The sequence below is a fragment of the Pseudomonas sp. AP19 genome (assembly GCF_001728855.1).
GTDB classification, from domain to species: Bacteria; Pseudomonadota; Gammaproteobacteria; order Pseudomonadales; family Pseudomonadaceae; genus Aquipseudomonas; species Aquipseudomonas fluorescens.
This window is the reverse complement of record NZ_LXJP01000020.1, coordinates 22,647-38,118: the sequence shown is the minus strand read 5'-3', so window position 1 is coordinate 38,118 and position 15,472 is coordinate 22,647. Positions and strand designations below refer to the sequence as shown.

Here is a 15,472-nt window from a genome sequence, read left to right as displayed (position 1 = left end):
GGGAGAGGTCCACTGTCGCAGCAGGTAAAGATAGGCTGCTAATGATACCGGCGCTGGGGCCGGGCGGGGCGGCAATACTTCAAAAACTTCAGCTCATCGCCATCAGGATTTGGCGGGCGCGAGCATTTGCGTGGTCACCAGGGCGGCCAAGGCATTTTCCTGGGTGCCGAAACGTTTGAGCAGCAGGGCTTGTTTGTCGGTGCTGAGACGGTTCCAGACTTCGATCATCTGCAAGGCAGCGTCGAGCACAGCAGCATCCGGGGTATCGGCAGGGGGGGTGGGGGCGTCATCGGTCATCGCGGGTATCTCATCATTCAGGCAGTGTGGAAAGCGCTTGAAGGGGCGCTTTCCACACGGTCTGGTACGGCGTCAGTCCTGGCGTTTGCTGTCGACTGGTTTTGCTTCTTTGGCCTCAGGCTGTTTATTGCTGGCCTGCTGCGGTGTTGGCTGCTGTGTTGGGTGCAGGCTTGGGAAGGGGAGATTAGGTATCTCGTGCATCGTCGTCGCTCCTCGCAAGATCTGTTTTTTCAATCGCAGGTGATTCCGCGCTCTCAAAAAGCCTTGGCAGGATACAACACTGAAAATGACAAAAAGAATTTTATGTCCGCTGATGTACGAATTTTCATGCTTTCACACAAGTGACAAGAGGTCACACCTTGAAATGGCGCCGTATTCAAGACGGCACCGTGAAAGGTTAGAAAGGCACCTTGCCCAAAATCATGTCGCGGTACATCACAAAATCGCCCAGCAAACTGTAGAGCGGGTGTTGAAACGTGGCCGGGCGGTTCTTTTCGAAGAAGAAATGGCCGATCCAGGCAAAGCTGTAACCCGCGATGGGCAACGCCAGCAGCAGGCCCAATGAACCGCGGCCGATGGCATACGCCAGAATGCCGATCACCAGGGTCGTGCCGATAAAATGCAGGCGCCGGCAGGTGCTGTTGCCATGTTCGCTCAGGTAGTAAGGGTAGAATTCGGCAAAGCTATTGAATTGTTTGATGTTTTCCACGATGGCCGGCCCTTGGGTGGTTGTGCCGCCCAACAGATGTTCGGCGGGGAGCTTATTTGAGTCTAGAGTGAGCAGTGGTAACAGCCAGTGACAATAGATGCCACTTTAGTATCCTTGGCTTCCTGGCTGCCGTTTAAGCCTGCTTTTTTAAGAAGACGCCATGAGCGAACGAACAACTTCTGCAAGCTGGGCGATGGGGATAGTCAAGGCGTTGGAAATGGACGGGCTGGACTGCCGCGTCTTGTTCAAGCAACTCGGCCTGGACTACGCCGCCCTCAGTGACCCCGATGCGCGTTTCCCCCAGGACTCCATGACCCGTCTCTGGCAACGTGCGGTGGAGCTGTCGGGGAACCCGGCGATCGGCCTGAACATGGGCAAGGTGGTGCGCCCGGCGTCGTTTCATGTCGCCGGTTATGCCTTGATGTCCAGCAACACCCTGGCGGAAGGCTTTATGAGCCTGGTGCGTTACCAACGGATCATTGCCGAAAGCGCCGACCTGAGTTTCCGACTTTTACCTGAAGGCTATGCGCTGATTTTGACGGTGCACGGCGATCACCTGCCGCCTACCCGACAAAGCACCGAAGCCTCGCTGGCCAGCGCACTGGCGCTGTGCGGCTGGTTGACCGGGCGCACCCTGCACCCGCGCAAGGTGATGTTACAAGGTGAGCCACCGGCGGACCTCGCGCCCTACAAGCAAGCCTTCCACGCCCCTTTGGAGTTCAGTGCGCCGTATGACGCGCTGATTTTCGACCAGGCTGACATGGATGCACCGCTGCCCACGGCCAACGAGGCCATGGCGCTGTTGCACGATCGGTTTGCCGGTGAGTACCTGGCACGGTTTTCCGAGAGCCGCGTGACCCACAAGGCGCGCCAGGTGTTGTGCCGTCTGCTCCCTCAGGGCGAACCCAAGCGTGAAGTGGTCGCCCAGACCTTGCACTTGTCCCAGCGCACCTTGCAGCGGCGTTTGCAGGAAGAGGGCACCAGTTTCCAGACGTTGCTCGACGACACGCGCCGCGAACTCGCCGAGCAGTACCTCGCGCAGCCGAGCATGACGTTGCTGGAGATTGCCTACCTGTTGGGGTTTGCCGACCCAAGCAATTTCTTCCGCGCGTTTCGCCGCTGGTTCGACACCACGCCCGGCGAGTACCGGGCGCGGTTGCTGGAAGCGCCGACTGTCAGTGGCGCCAAAACGCCGGGATGCACAGAACAAAGACTGTAATAATCTCCAGTCGCCCCAGCAGCATGCCGAACGACAAGATCCACTTCGCGGCGTCCGGCAGGCTGGCGAAGTTACCGGCCGGGCCGATGGTTTCGCCCAGGCCCGGGCCTACACCCGATACGGTACTGGCGGCGCCGGTCAACGCGGTCATCCAGTCCAGCCCCAGCAGCGAAAGGGCCAGTGCGATTGCACAGATGGTGATGGCGAAGAAAAACGAGAAAGTCAGAATCGAGCGCACGATCTCTTCGTCGAGACGGTGGCCGTTGTACTTCTGCTTGATCACGGCGCGCGGGTGAATCAACTGATTCAAGTTGGCCTTGAGCAGGATATACGCGACCTGGAACCGGAAGATCTTGATCCCGCCCGCCGTAGAACCCGAGCAGCCGCCGACAAAGCCCAAGTAGAAAAACAACATCAGTGAGAAGTTGCCCCAGATGCTGTAGTCCCCCAGCGCAAAGCCGGTGGTGGTGACCACGGAGGTGACGTTAACCGCCACATGGCGCAGGGCGTCGAGCCAATGCAAATTGGTCGTCCACCAGTACCAGGTGCCGAGGACCAGCCAGGTCACGATCAATAGCCCGAGCAAGCCTTGCACCTGCTGATCCTTGATCAGCGCCCGGCGATTGCCGCGCAAGGTGGCGACGTACAGCGTGAACGGTAAGCTGCCGAGGATCATCACGACCACGGCAACCCAGTGCACAGCCGGTTGTTTCCAGTGGGCCAGGGATTCATCGGAGGTCGAAAACCCACCGGTGGAGATCGCCGACATCGCGTGGTTGATTGCATCGAACAAGCCCATCCCGGCCCACCAGAACGCCAGGCTGCCAAGGATGGTGATGCCGACATACGTTGCCACGATCAGCCGCGCCACCATGTGCGAGCGCGGCATGACCTTTTCCGAGCGGTCCGACGATTCGGTCTGGAACAGGCGCATGCCACCGATGCGCAGCAGCGGCAGGATCGCCACCGCCATGCCGATAAAGCCGATGCCACCAAGCCAGTGCAGCAGCGAGCGCCACATCAGAATGCCGGGGGACATGCTGTCCAGCCCGCTCAACACGGTGGAGCCGGTGGCGGTGATGCCCGACATGCTTTCAAAAAACGAGTCGGTGTAACTGATGTGTTGGGTCAGTAGAAATGGCAGCGCGGCGAAGATGCAGACCACCAGCCAACTGCTGACGGTCAGCAGGTACATGTCCCGAGGGCGCAGGTGTATGTGTTCGGGGCGGCCGGGGATCACCAGGGCCAAGCCGGCGAGGAAGGTAATCAGGCTGGCCCAGAGGAATGAGGGCAGGTCGCTGGTGCGTTCGAATATCACCAGGGTGGCCATCGGGACGACCATGGCGATCGCGAGTGTGATCAGGAAGATGCCGATGATGAAACCGATGATGCGTAGGGTCGGCAACGCCATGAAATGTGCTCGGGGTGACGATTAAAGGCGCCATTCTACCTGCGTAATTCGAGGGCTCAAAGGCGACGCGGTAAAATGTGGGAGCGGGCTTGCTCGCGAAGGCGCTGGTTCAGTGAGCAATCCATTGGCTGACACGCCGTATTCGCGAGCAAGCCCGCTCCCACACAAGCTCTGTGGCGTTTGACGAGGCCTGGAAGGCAGGCACAAAAAAGGCGACCCGAAGGTCGCCTCATTTAATCCAGCACTGATCAGAACTCGTGATCAGCACTGTCCGGGTTCAAGTCGCTGATCCCCAGTTTGCCCGCCGCTGTTTCAATCGCCCCGGTCTGCTTGACCAGTGCCGCAATCGCGTCACGCACGATCTGGTTGCCCGCATCGTTACCCGCAGCAATCAGTTGGTCGTAATGCTCACCGTTATTGGCGTGATCCACCATGACCTGAATCTTCGCTTCAGTGGCCGCAAGGTCAGCTTTCAGCGCCGCGTCGGCCGCCGGGTCAGCCTTGGCCACCAACGACGACAGGCTTGGGCCGGTCATCTTGTTGCCGTCGGTGCGGGTGTACTCGCCCAGGTAGACGTTGCGGATGCCCTTGGCGTCGTAGAAATGCGAGTTGTGGGTGTTGTCGCTGAAGCAATCCTGTTCGTCTTCCGGCGAGTTGGCTTCCAGGGACACCTTCATGCGTTCACCGGCCAGCTCGCCCAGGGACAGGCTGCCCATGCCGAACAACATTTTGCGCAGGCCGTCGGTGGCAGGTTCTGCCTCCAGGGTGGCGCGGTAGTTGTCTTCGACGTTGGGCTTCCAGTTGCCGACCATTTCTTCCAGGTCGCTGACCAGCAGCTGAGTCACCGCGCGCAGGTAGGTGCGACGGCGCTCGTTGTGACCGCCGGTTGCACCGTCGCCGGTCATGTAGTCCGACGCCGGGCGATTGCCCGCGCCAGGGCCGGTGCCGTTGAGGTCCTGGCCCCAAAGCAGGAATTCGATGGCGTGGTAGCCGGTGGCGACGTTGGCTTCGGAACCGCCCAGCTCATTGAGGCTGGCGAGTTTTTCCGGGGTGATGTCTTTGACGTCGACCTTGTCTTCGCCGACCTGGATCTCGTTGTTGGCAATGATGTTGGCGTTGGCGCCAGGGTTGCCCAGTGCGTGCTCGTAGGATTTGTCGACGTAATCGATCAGGCCTTCGTCCAGGGGCCAGGCGTTAACCTGGCCTTCCCAGTCGTCGATGATGGTGTTGCCGAAACGGAACACTTCGCTCTGCAGGTACGGTACGCGAGCGGCGATCCAAGCAGTACGGGCGGCTTTCAGGGTTTGCTCGTCCGGGTTGGCGAGGAAGGTGTCGATCGCGGTTTGCAGGGTTTTTGCAGTGGATTGCGCGTCGCTGTACACCGCGAACACCATGTCAGCGTAATGCGCGACCACAGCCTTGGCGGCCGCTTCGTCGACCTGGCCGGCAGGCGTGGCAGCGGCTGGAGCGGTGGTGCTGGCAGCCGGGGTCGGCGCGGCGGCCTTGTCTTTACCTTCGCCGCAACCGGCGAGAGAAATGGCAATGGCCAGCAGACTGGCGGTGGCCAGGGGCATACGAATCATGGCGAACATCCTGCTTCGGTTGTTGATAGGGCGCGCGGGGGAGCGCAAAAACTGCGACATAATGCGAAAGATTTGCATTTTGTGTAAAGGTTTATACGAGGGAAATATTTGGTATCGTTTTGCCGGGTCAGAGAATCGCCGCGTTGTTGCGTTCGGACTGCTTCAAATAAGCCGCTAACTCGCGGGCTTGCAGCGGTTTGCTGTAGTGGTAGCCCTGGCCCTCATGGCAGCCCTCGGAAATGATGTAAGCCTCCTGCTCGGCGGTTTCCACGCCTTCGGCAATCACCTGCATGCCGAGGCTTTTGCCCAGTTGGATGATGGCGCGCACGATGGTTGCATCGTCGTCATCGAGCAGGTCCTGAACAAAGCTCTTGTCGATCTTGATCTTGTCCAGCGGCAGGCTTTTCAGGTAGCTCAGGGATGAGTAGCCGGTACCGAAGTCATCAATGGCGATCAGCGCCCCGGAACGACGCAGGCTCAGCAAGTGTTGGGCAGCGGTGCTGATGTCTTCCATCAGGCCGGTCTCGGTCACTTCCAGCTCAAGGCTGCGGGGTGGCAGGCGGTAGATCTGCATCAGGTTGTTGACCACCCGCGGCAACTCGGTGTGGTGCAACTGCACGGTCGACAGGTTGACCGCCATGCGCAACTCGGTGAAGCCCAGGTCATGCCATTCGCGCAACTGGCGGCAGGCCTGGTCGAGCACCCATTCGCCAATCGGGATAATGGTGCCGTTCTGTTCCGCCAGCGGGATAAACAAGTCCGGCGGCACCAGGCCGTGTTCCGGGTGCTGCCAGCGAATCAGCGCTTCCACACCGACCACGCGGTGGTCGCGGTAGCTGATTTGCGGCTGATACACCAGGTGGAACTGGTCACGGCTCAGGGCGTCGCGCAGGTCTTTTTCCAGCTCGCGGCGTCGGCGCATTTCACTGTCGACGCTGGCGATGTAGAACTGATAGCGGTTGCGTGAGCGGCTCTTGGCCAGGGTCATGGTCTGTTCGGCTTTTTGCAGCAGCTTTTCGGTGCTGTCGCCGTCTTCCGGAAACAAGGTGATGCCGATGGTGGCGCGCAGGCGAATATGGTCCTGATCGAGGGCGAATTCCGCTTCCAGGTCGTCCAGGATGCTTTGCGCCAGTTCGGCCGCCTCGTAGGGCTGGTCGATATCGGCCTGCACCATGGCGAACTGGTCGCCGCCGAGGCGGGCGAGGGCGCCGAGACGACCGTTGTGAGCACGCAGACGGTCGGCCAAGGCCAGCAATAATTTGTCGCCGGCCTGGTAAGTGAACTGCTCATTGACGCTTTTGAAGTCGTCCAACCCGACGCATAACACCGCCACACGGCGTTGCCGGCGACCGGCGTCGATCAGGATCTTGTCCAGTTGCTCCTGCAGCTTCTGGCGGTTGGGCAGGCCGGTGAGAAAGTCATACTGGGCCATGCGCAGCAGGCTGGATTCCGCCTCATGGCGCAAGTGGGTATTGCGCTCGATGGATTCGAGCAACTGGTTGGCAGTGTTGATCCACAGCCCCAGTTCGTTGCGTTCGTGACCCTTGATCTGCGGGATCTTGTGCTCGCTGGGCCGGTCCGGGTTGATCGCGGTCAAGTGCTCGATAATCCGCGACAACGGCTTGGTCAGCAGCCAGTGATAGACCAGGTACAGCACCAGGCCCATGGCGAGGGCGCGCAGCACGCCGGAAATAAAGATGATCACCGAACTGACAATAAAGCTTTTGCCGTAGGTGGCCGTGTCCAGGGTAATGCTCAGGTCGCCGTAATATTCGCTATAGGGGCCCTTGCCGACCAGCGCGGTGGTAAATGTACGCTCCTGGTCAAGAATCAGGTCGGTTAACCAGCGGGTGGGCGATTGCTGCAACGGGCGGCTTTTTTCCGCGAGCATGGTTTCGTTGGGGTGGCCGATGGAAGCCATGCGCACGGCGTCGTCCTGAAACAGGCCTTCAATCACCTGCATGCCCATTTCGCGGTCCAGGCTGTAGACGGCCTGGGTAGACGGGTCGCGAAACATGTCGAGGATGCGCTGGGCATCACCGGCCACGGCCTGGCGCGTCTTGTAGGCATCAAACACGATCTGCGCCACGCTCAGCGCAACGCCCACGATCAATGCCGACAGCAGCACAACCCGTAGCAACTTCACCGACAAGCTGTTTTTGAGTTCCAGCTTCAAAGGGGCATTCCTTGTTCCATGCGGGTGGCCTCAATATGCCATGAGTATTGGCAATCTGGTGATGGCAGTCAAAGGGACATTGATGGAGAAGAGGGCGAGGGTGTTGGCGGGGGTTGTTGGAAGGGCGACGGATCGGTGTCCGCCGCTCTGGTACCGATGGGGGTCGTACGGCTTAAAACGTGATCTGCGAGCCTTGGTTTACCGCTTCCTTGGCGAATTCCACCGTTTTACTCGCTACGTCGCTTGCGACCTTGATACCGGCCTCTGCGGCTTTTGCGGCCAGTGGCAGGGCGGTTGCGGCGACGGGGGCCAGGGCACCCAATGCTGCTAATTCGATCATGCTGAAATCTCCGAAGTGGATGGAAAAGGAGGCGACGGGCCTCTCGATACCTGAGTGGCGAAGCCTGCTGGCCAGTTCCATGTGTCCTTGGCGGTTAGCGGAAATCTCCCATAAAAAAGCCCGGCAATTGCCGGGCTCTTTCTACTGCAAGCGCTACTTAGGCAGTGAAGGTCTTGCCTTCGAACTGCTCAGCCACGAACTTCCAGTTGACCAGGTTCCAGAACGCTTCCACATACTTTGGACGCACGTTGCGGTAGTCGATGTAGTAAGCGTGTTCCCAGACGTCGCAGGTCAGCAGCGGGGTGTCGCCGCTGGTCAGCGGGTTGCCGGCGCCGATGGTGCTGGCCAGGGCCAGGGAACCGTCAGCTTTTTTCACCAGCCAGCCCCAGCCGGAACCGAAGGTGCCGACGGAAGTCTTGGTGAACTCTTCTTTGAACTTGTCGAACGAACCGAAAGCCGCGTTGATCGCCTCAGCCAGTGCGCCGGTCGGTTGACCGCCAGCGTTTGGCGCCAGGCAGTTCCAGTAGAAAGTGTGGTTCCAGACCTGAGCGGCGTTGTTGAAGATACCGCCTGAGGAAGACTTGACGATCTCTTCCAGGGTCTTGCCTTCGAACTCGGTGCCTGGCACCAGGTTGTTCAGGTTCACGACATAGGTGTTGTGGTGCTTGTCGTGGTGGTACTCCAAGGTTTCCTTGGAGATGTGCGGCTGCAGGGCATCGTGTGCGTAGGGCAGCGGCGGCAATTCGAAAGCCATGATGATTCTCCTAATCAGGTCAGTTGCGGTGAGCGCAAGGCCGATCACGGGCGGCCAAACAAGCGCCGGGGAGTTTGTACTCTTTGCGGCGCAGGGTCCGGATCATAGCACCGGGGTTGCGGCAAAACCACGCAACAACTGTGTGGGATAGAGGTTCCAGAGCGTTTTGGAATATTCATCAAGCACTGATCAGTTGGTAGGCCACGCTGAACATCATCACCGCCACCAAGAGGTCCAGCAGGCGCCATGTTGCCGGGCGTGCCAGCCAGGGCGCCAACCACGCCGCACCGAACGCCAGCGTGGCAAACCACAGGAACGAAGCGCTGGCGGCACCTGCCACGTAAGCACCGGGTTCGGTTTGTTGAGCCCCCAGCGAGCCGATCAACAACACGGTGTCCAGATAGACATGGGGGTTGAGCAGTGTCACCGCCAGCGCGCTGAGCAGCACGGCGCGCAATGAACGCACCTTGAGGTGTTGCCCGTGTTCCAGGCTTTGCCTGGAACACGCCCGACGCAGCGCCAGGGTGCCGTACCACAACAGGAACGCCGCGCCGCCCCAGCGGGCAATCGCCAGCAACAGCGGGTTTTGCGCCAGTACGGTCGCCAGGCCAAATACCCCGGCCGCCACCAGAATTGCATCGCACACGATGCACAATGCCGCGACCGGCAGGTGATGTTCACGGCGCAGACTCTGCGCCAGGACGAAGGCGTTCTGCGTGCCGATCGCCATGATCAGGCCCAGGGCCACCAGCAGTCCGTTCGTATAGCTTTGCCACATAGGATTTACTCCGCGTCCGCTGCCAGTTGGCGCAATACGTTCATGGCCCGCTCGGCATCGGCGCGGCCGACAAACAGGTGGTCGTGGTAATAGCCGGCAATCACGTTGCAACTGATGCCGGCGTTGCCCAGTGCACTGGCGAATGCCGCCGTCAGGCCTACGGCTTCCAGGGCGGAATGCACCTTCAGAGTGATCCAGGCGGCAACGTAATCGAACGCCAGACCGGCCTGCTGCGCCTGCTGACGCTCCAGAATCAGCGTCAGGCCTTCCTGCTCGCGAAAGCTGCCAATCACCTCGCAACCTGCCGGAATGCGGTGGTCGGGCAGGGTGCAGAACACATAATCGCCGTCATTGAGTTGCGGGCTCATGCTGCGCAGCAGGGTTGCCAGGGCGGTTTCGCCAGCCATGTGAAAGATCCTTTATAAAGAGAGAAGCCATGCTGGTCATTCTTACGGGCCAGGCTGTATAAGAAAAACAAATATTGCTGATCGCCCATTAGAGAAACTGATGTTCGACTATAAATTGCTTTCTGCCCTCGCGGCGGTGGTGGAACAGGCTGGCTTCGAACGGGGTGCCCAGGTACTGGGCCTGTCGCAGTCGGCAATCTCCCAGCGCATCAAGTTGCTCGAGGCGCGCATTGGCCAGCCGGTGCTGGTGCGGGCTACTCCACCGACACCCACCGATATCGGTCGGCGCCTGCTCAACCATGTGCAACAAGTACGCTTGCTTGAGCGCGACCTGCAAAGCCAGGTGCCGGCGCTGGACGACGAGGGCATGCCCGAACGCCTGCGCATCGCCCTGAATGCCGACAGCCTTGCCACCTGGTGGGCCGAGGCGGTCAGCGGCTTTTGCGCCGAGCAGCATTTGTTGCTCGACCTGGTGGTGGAAGACCAGACCGTCGGCCTCAAACGCATGCGCGCCGGGGAAGTGGCCGCCTGCATCTGCGCCAGTGAACGCCCGGTGGCCGGCGCGCGTAGTCTGTTGCTCGGCGCCATGCGTTATCGGGCGCTGGCCAGCCCGGCGTTTATTGCTCGGCATTTTCCGCAGGGTGTGCGTGCCGATCAATTGGCCAGAACGCCGGCGCTGGTGTTCGGCCCGGATGATTTCCTGCAGCACCGTTACCTGGCTTCGCTGGGGGTGGATGGTGGTTTCGAGCACCATTTATGCCCGTCGTCTGAAGGCTTTATTCGTTTGACTGAAGCCGGTCTGGGCTGGGGCCTCGTGCCCGAATTACAGGTGCGCGACCAACTGCAAACTGGCGTTTTGGTGGAGTTATTGCCAGATAAGCCCATCGATGTGCCGCTGTACTGGCATCATTGGCGCAGCGGCGGGCAATTGTTGGGCCTGTTGACCGACCATTTGGCCCAGGCGTGTGGCCAGTGGTTGGTGCCGTTGGAGTGATGGCGTGCGTCAAGGCAACAGCGATGAAAAACGAAAGAACACGGAGTAATACATGAAGATTCTGGTCACCGGCGCAAGCGGCTTCATCGGCGGACGCTTTGCGCGTTTCGCCCTGGAGCAGGGCCTGGACGTGCGGGTCAACGGGCGACGCGCCGAGGGTGTAGAGCACCTGGTACGGCGCGGCGCCGAGTTTATCCAGGGTGATTTGAATGATGCCGACCTGGTGCGCGAACTGTGCCGTGATGTCGAGGCTGTCGTGCATTGCGCCGGTGCCGTCGGGTTGTGGGGCAAGTATCAGGACTTCCATCAGGGCAACGTGCTGGTCACCGAAAACGTCGTCGAGGCCTGCCTTAAACAGCGGGTCGGGCGCCTGGTACACCTGTCGTCGCCGTCGATCTACTTTGACGGCCGCGACCACGTGGGGCTGACCGAAGAACAGGTGCCCAAGCGCTTCAAACATCCTTACGCCGCGACTAAATACCTGGCGGAACAGAAGGTGTTCGGTGCCCAGGAGTTCGGCCTTGAAGTGCTGGCCCTGCGCCCGCGTTTTGTCACCGGGGCCGGAGACATGAGCATCTTCCCGCGGTTGCTGAAAATGCAGCGCAAGAACCGCCTGGCCATCGTCGGCGACGGCTTGAACAAGGTCGACTTCACCAGTGTGCATAACCTCAATGAGGCCTTGCTCAGCAGTTTGCTGGCGACCGGCTCGGCGTTGGGCAAGGCCTACAACATCAGCAATGGCACCCCGGTGCCGGTGTGGGATGTAGTGAACTACGTGATGCGCCAAATGGACATGCCCCAGGTTACCCGTTATCGGTCCTACGGCCTGTCCTACAGCGTGGCTGCGCTGAACGAGGCATTCTGTGCGATGTGGCCGGGGCGTCCGGAGCCAGCCTTGTCGCGGCTGGGCATGCAAGTGATGAACAAAGATTTCACCCTCGATATCAGCCGCGCGAGGCATTATCTCGACTATGAGCCCAAAGTCAGCCTGTGGACTGCCCTCGACGAGTTTTGCAGTTGGTGGAAAGCTCAGGACCCGGGGCTTAAGTAAGCTCACAACCGGCAACACATCGGGAACCGAATTCGCGGTTCCCGGTCGATCAGTGCGGTGCGAACGGGGTTTATACTCCGCTCGCTCGGCTTTTCAGGTCGCCATCTCACCGATTCAGGGTTGATTCATGCGTAACGATGCTAAAGACGATTTCGACAATGTTCCCAGCCTGCGGGCCGATCTCGGGGACGACGATGATTTCGAGCCGTCTCCCGCCACGTCCGTGCGCTCGCGCACTACGCCGGTGGTCAAGGTCAAGAGCGCCAGCACTGGCCCGCTCTGGGCCTTGGTCGGCGCACTGCTGATCGCCTTCGCGGGCCTTGCCTGGTGGAGCTTCCAGCAAATTTCCTTGATGGGTCAGCAGTTGGTCGCCACCCAGGAAAGCTTTGCGCGTATCAGCGAAGAAGCGGCAGGGCGCCTGCAGGACATTTCCGGCAAGGTAGTGGCCAGCGAAGCCAGCGTGAACAACGGCAGCGAAGCGCTCAAGCAGCAGATCAAGCAGTTGGAGACCCAGTTGCTGGAGCAAGGCAAGCAACAGGTCGGCGTCGCCGGTCAGGCAACCGTGCTCGATCAACGCCTGGCGCAGATGAGCGCCAGCACTACCGAACTGTCGAGTGCGAACGCCAAGCTGCAGGGCCAGGTGCAGGCCCTGACGGACGCCGTGGCCAGCCTCAAGGCGGCACAAGGCGACGTCAAGGAGTTGTCCGCCGACGTGGCGGCCCTGAAGAAGCAGGGCAATCCGAGCGCCGCCATTGCGCGCCTGGAGCAGGACCTTGTGGTCCTCAAGAGCGCGCAGGACAACCAGCCTGCCAATAGCGATGCGCCGACCAATAAAGAGTTCGACGTGTTCCGTATCCAGACCACCCGTAACATCACCACGTTGCAGAGCCAGGTGCAGAACCTGAATCAGCGCCTGAATGCGCCGGCAGCCGTTACGCCGCTCGGTCAGTAAGCGCTGCACTGGAAATGTCACCGGATGGTGACATTTACCATCCCCTTCGTTACTTGCCCCTACCTCGCCCTTGTTTAGACTCCGGTCATCCCACAAAAAATAAAAAGGGCTACCCATGACCACGCAACCACTGCCTGCCAGCAGTTGGCTGAACGCACCTGCCCATCACGCCTGGCTTGCCAGCGAAGGCCAGCGCCTACTGTCATTCGCCAAAGCCTCGCGCCTGCCGGACGGCTTCGGCAATCTGGACGACAAAGGCCACTTGCCGGCCGACGCCCACGCCGAAACCATGAACACCGCCCGCATGACCCACAGCTTCGCCATGGCCCATGCCATGGGCTTGCCCGGCTACGCCGAGCGGGTGGCGCATGGCGTTGCGGCCCTCAGCGGCCCGTTGCGCGATCCTGAGCACGGCGGTTGGTTCGCTGCCCCCAATGCCCTGGATGGCAACCGTGGCAAAGCCGCCTACCTGCACGCTTTCGTGGCCCTGGCCGCGAGTTCTGCGGTGGTGGCCGGCGCGCCCGGTGCACAGAGCCTGTTGAACGACGCCGTGCACATCATCGACCAGTTTTTCTGGAGCGAGGAGGAGGGCGTGATGCTCGAATCGTTTGCCCAGGACTGGAGCGCTGTCGAGGCCTATCGCGGCGCCAACAGCAACATGCACGCCACCGAAGCATTTCTGGCCCTGGCTGATGTGACCGGCGACACGCGCTGGCTGGACCGCGCGTTGCGCATCGTCGAGCGCGTCATCCACACGCACGCTGCCGGTAACCGGTTCATGGTAATCGAGCATTTTGACGCGCAGTGGAAACCCTTGCTCGGCTACAACGAGGACAACCCCGCCGACGGTTTTCGCCCCTATGGCATCACCCCAGGCCATGGCTTTGAGTGGGCGCGCTTGGTGCTGCATTTGGAAGCGGCACGCCTGCAGGCCGGACTGGCAACGCCGGAGTGGCTGTTGAACGACGCCAAGGGCTTGTTCGCCAGCGCCTGTGAGTACGCCTGGGCCGTGGACGGTGCTCCCGGCATCGTCTACACCCTGGATTGGAACCATCGCCCGGTGGTGCGCGAGCGCCTGCATTGGACTCACGCCGAAGCCAGCGCCGCTGCCCAGGCGTTGCTCAAACGTACGGGCGAACGGCATTACGAAACCTGGTATCGGTGCTTTTGGGAGTTTTGCGAAACGCACTTTATCGACCGTCTACACGGCAGTTGGCACCACGAACTTAGCCCGCGCAACCAGCCCAGCAGCAAGATCTGGGGTGGCAAGCCGGACCTGTACCATGCCTGGCAAGCGGTATTGCTGCCTGCGCTACCCTTGGCACCCAGCATGGCCAGTGCCATCGGAGCGGGCATGAATGTCACCAGCTGGTGACATTTGTGCGTCCCTTTGTTACCTGCGCCTTAAAAATCCATGTTTAAACTCCGTGCAGCGCAAGCTCTAGACTTGCATGCATAACAACAAGAAAAGGTACTCAGATGAACGCGATTAATCGCCTCGCCGTTGCTATTTCCATTGCCTCGTTGTTTCCCCTCAGTGCATTTGCCGCCGACTCGAAAGGGACGGTTGAAGTTGTGCATTGGTGGACCTCTGGCGGTGAGAAAGCGGCAGTAGATGTCCTGAAGGCCCAAGTTGAGAAAGACGGCTTCACCTGGAAAGACGGTGCCGTTGCAGGTGGCGGTGGCGCCACTGCCATGACCGTACTGAAAAGCCGCGCAGTGGCCGGCAACCCGCCAGGCGTTGCCCAGATCAAAGGTCCGGACATCCAGGAGTGGGCGTCCACTGGCTTGCTCGACACTGACGTGCTCAAAGACGTCGCCAAAGAAGAAAAGTGGGACTCGCTGCTCGATAAGAAAGTCTCCGATACCGTGAAGTACGAAGGTAACTACGTTGCCGTACCGGTCAACATCCACCGCGTGAACTGGCTGTGGATCAACCCGGAAGTCTTCAAGAAAGCCGGTATCACCAAGAACCCGACCACCCTCGAAGAGTTCTACGCAGCGGGCGACAAGCTCAAGGCCGCAGGCTTCATTCCGCTTGCCCACGGTGGCCAGCCTTGGCAGGACAGCACCGTATTTGAAGCCGTCGTTCTGTCGGTGATGGGTGCCGATGGCTACAAGAAAGCCCTGGTCGACCTGGATAACGATGCGCTGACCGGCCCGCAAATGGTCAAGGCCCTGACCGAGCTGAAGAAAGTCGCGACCTATATGGACGTCGATGGCAAAGGCCAGGACTGGAACCTCGAAGCCGGCAAGGTCATCAACGGCAAGGCCGGTATGCAGATCATGGGTGACTGGGCCAAGTCCGAGTGGACCGCCGCCAAGAAAGTCGCCGGCAAAGACTACGAGTGCGTAGCCTTCCCGGGCACCGACAAAGCCTTCACCTACAACATCGACTCCCTGGCGGTGTTCAAGGTGAAAGACAAGGGCACTCAGGCCGGTCAACAGGACATCGCCAAAGTCGTGTTGGGTGAAAACTTCCAGAAAGTCTTCAGCATCAACAAAGGCTCGATCCCGGTTCGTAACGACATGCTCCATGAAATGGACAAGCTCGGCTTCGACTCCTGCGCCCAGACCGCCGCTAAGGACTTCCTTGCCGACGCCCAGACTGGCGGCCTGCAGCCAAGTATGGCGCACAACATGGCCACTACCCTGGCGGTCCAAGGTGCGTTCTTTGATGTCGTGACCAACTTCATCAACGACCCGAAAGCCGACCCGGCCGACACCGCCAAGAAACTCGGCGCTGCGATCAAGTCTGCCAAGTAACGGTTAGCACGGCTGGTCCTTGTGAGGGGAAACCC

The 15,472-nt window shown here is 60.3% G+C and carries 15 protein-coding genes; 6 read left to right on the top strand and 9 right to left on the bottom strand.

What is annotated here, in order from left to right:
* Positions 1–102: 102 nt before the first annotated feature.
* Entirely contained in the window at positions 103–297 is a 195-nt protein-coding gene (locus tag A7D21_RS15720; protein WP_069552073.1) for a hypothetical protein, read from the bottom strand.
* Between the two features lie 397 nt (positions 298–694).
* Positions 695–1,006: a DUF962 domain-containing protein gene (locus tag A7D21_RS15715; RefSeq protein ID WP_053258034.1), complete on the bottom strand. Its 312-nt coding sequence runs from the start codon at positions 1,004–1,006 to the stop codon at positions 695–697.
* Positions 1,007–1,166: 160 nt separating this feature from the next.
* On the opposite strand from A7D21_RS15715, the gene A7D21_RS15710 reads away from it, so the two are divergent.
* Positions 1,167–2,225 carry an AraC family transcriptional regulator gene (locus A7D21_RS15710; RefSeq protein ID WP_069552072.1) on the top strand — a complete coding sequence of 353 codons (1,059 nt, stop codon included), beginning with the start codon at positions 1,167–1,169 and terminating at the stop codon, positions 2,223–2,225.
* Here A7D21_RS15710 and A7D21_RS15705 read toward each other — a convergent pair.
* The 7 genes from A7D21_RS15705 to A7D21_RS15680 all read right to left on the bottom strand — a co-directional run bounded on the left by A7D21_RS15705 (position 2,182) and on the right by A7D21_RS15680 (position 9,674).
* Positions 2,182–3,636 (bottom strand): TrkH family potassium uptake protein, encoded by a 1,455-nt coding sequence (locus A7D21_RS15705; RefSeq protein ID WP_053257710.1) that lies wholly within the window; start codon positions 3,634–3,636, stop codon positions 2,182–2,184. The genes A7D21_RS15710 and A7D21_RS15705 overlap by 44 nt on opposite strands.
* A gap of 248 nt (positions 3,637–3,884) precedes the next feature.
* Entirely contained in the window at positions 3,885–5,219 is a 1,335-nt protein-coding gene (locus A7D21_RS15700; RefSeq protein ID WP_053257709.1) for an imelysin family protein, read from the bottom strand.
* A gap of 127 nt (positions 5,220–5,346) precedes the next feature.
* Positions 5,347–7,395, bottom strand: coding sequence for a bifunctional diguanylate cyclase/phosphodiesterase (locus A7D21_RS15695; RefSeq protein WP_069552071.1), 2,049 nt, complete (start codon positions 7,393–7,395; stop codon positions 5,347–5,349).
* A 172-nt stretch (positions 7,396–7,567) separates the two neighbouring features.
* On the bottom strand, positions 7,568–7,735 hold the full coding sequence (locus A7D21_RS35790) for a hypothetical protein (RefSeq protein WP_155512289.1): 168 nt from the start codon (positions 7,733–7,735) through the stop codon (positions 7,568–7,570).
* 157 nt (positions 7,736–7,892) lie between these two features.
* Positions 7,893–8,489, bottom strand: coding sequence for a superoxide dismutase (locus tag A7D21_RS15690; protein ID WP_003212997.1), 597 nt, complete (start codon positions 8,487–8,489; stop codon positions 7,893–7,895).
* A gap of 178 nt (positions 8,490–8,667) precedes the next feature.
* Positions 8,668–9,267 (bottom strand): LysE/ArgO family amino acid transporter, encoded by a 600-nt coding sequence (locus A7D21_RS15685; protein WP_069552070.1) that lies wholly within the window; start codon positions 9,265–9,267, stop codon positions 8,668–8,670.
* A gap of 5 nt (positions 9,268–9,272) precedes the next feature.
* A complete protein-coding gene (locus tag A7D21_RS15680) occupies positions 9,273–9,674 on the bottom strand; it encodes an ACT domain-containing protein (protein WP_053257706.1) in 402 nt (133 codons plus the stop codon).
* Between the two features lie 100 nt (positions 9,675–9,774).
* Between A7D21_RS15680 and A7D21_RS15675 the strand changes: the two genes are divergently transcribed.
* The 5 genes from A7D21_RS15675 (at position 9,775) to A7D21_RS15655 (ending at position 15,437) form a co-directional block, all read left to right on the top strand.
* Positions 9,775–10,668, top strand: a complete 894-nt coding sequence (locus A7D21_RS15675; protein WP_053257705.1) for a LysR family transcriptional regulator ArgP — start codon at positions 9,775–9,777, stop codon at positions 10,666–10,668.
* 52 nt (positions 10,669–10,720) lie between these two features.
* The gene (locus A7D21_RS15670; protein WP_053257704.1) at positions 10,721–11,719 is read left to right on the top strand and encodes an NAD(P)-dependent oxidoreductase; all 999 of its coding nucleotides are present in this window, start codon (positions 10,721–10,723) and stop codon (positions 11,717–11,719) included.
* 127 nt (positions 11,720–11,846) lie between these two features.
* Positions 11,847–12,671: a hypothetical protein gene (locus A7D21_RS15665; protein ID WP_053257703.1), complete on the top strand. Its 825-nt coding sequence runs from the start codon at positions 11,847–11,849 to the stop codon at positions 12,669–12,671.
* 115 nt (positions 12,672–12,786) lie between these two features.
* Positions 12,787–14,046 carry an AGE family epimerase/isomerase gene (locus A7D21_RS15660; RefSeq protein WP_069552069.1) on the top strand — a complete coding sequence of 420 codons (1,260 nt, stop codon included), beginning with the start codon at positions 12,787–12,789 and terminating at the stop codon, positions 14,044–14,046.
* Between the two features lie 104 nt (positions 14,047–14,150).
* Entirely contained in the window at positions 14,151–15,437 is a 1,287-nt protein-coding gene (locus A7D21_RS15655; protein WP_053257701.1) for an ABC transporter substrate-binding protein, read from the top strand.
* Positions 15,438–15,472: the final 35 nt, after the last annotated feature.

What these genes read in the sequence shown, in the direction of transcription:
- A7D21_RS15685 (WP_069552070.1), bottom strand. Translation starts at nt 9,267, where the DNA reads ATGTGGCAAAGCTATACGAACGGACTGCTGGTGGCCCTGGGCCTGATC.
- A7D21_RS15705 (WP_053257710.1), bottom strand. Translation starts at nt 3,636, where the DNA reads ATGGCGTTGCCGACCCTACGCATCATCGGTTTCATCATCGGCATCTTC.
- A7D21_RS15670 (WP_053257704.1), top strand. Translation starts at nt 10,721, where the DNA reads ATGAAGATTCTGGTCACCGGCGCAAGCGGCTTCATCGGCGGACGCTTT.
- A7D21_RS15700 (WP_053257709.1), bottom strand. Translation starts at nt 5,219, where the DNA reads ATGATTCGTATGCCCCTGGCCACCGCCAGTCTGCTGGCCATTGCCATT.
- A7D21_RS15655 (WP_053257701.1), top strand. Translation starts at nt 14,151, where the DNA reads ATGAACGCGATTAATCGCCTCGCCGTTGCTATTTCCATTGCCTCGTTG.
- A7D21_RS35790 (WP_155512289.1), bottom strand. Translation starts at nt 7,735, where the DNA reads ATGATCGAATTAGCAGCATTGGGTGCCCTGGCCCCCGTCGCCGCAACC.
- A7D21_RS15710 (WP_069552072.1), top strand. Translation starts at nt 1,167, where the DNA reads ATGAGCGAACGAACAACTTCTGCAAGCTGGGCGATGGGGATAGTCAAG.
- A7D21_RS15720 (WP_069552073.1), bottom strand. Translation starts at nt 297, where the DNA reads ATGACCGATGACGCCCCCACCCCCCCTGCCGATACCCCGGATGCTGCT.
- A7D21_RS15660 (WP_069552069.1), top strand. Translation starts at nt 12,787, where the DNA reads ATGACCACGCAACCACTGCCTGCCAGCAGTTGGCTGAACGCACCTGCC.
- A7D21_RS15690 (WP_003212997.1), bottom strand. Translation starts at nt 8,489, where the DNA reads ATGGCTTTCGAATTGCCGCCGCTGCCCTACGCACACGATGCCCTGCAG.
- A7D21_RS15680 (WP_053257706.1), bottom strand. Translation starts at nt 9,674, where the DNA reads ATGGCTGGCGAAACCGCCCTGGCAACCCTGCTGCGCAGCATGAGCCCG.
- A7D21_RS15675 (WP_053257705.1), top strand. Translation starts at nt 9,775, where the DNA reads ATGTTCGACTATAAATTGCTTTCTGCCCTCGCGGCGGTGGTGGAACAG.
- A7D21_RS15665 (WP_053257703.1), top strand. Translation starts at nt 11,847, where the DNA reads ATGCGTAACGATGCTAAAGACGATTTCGACAATGTTCCCAGCCTGCGG.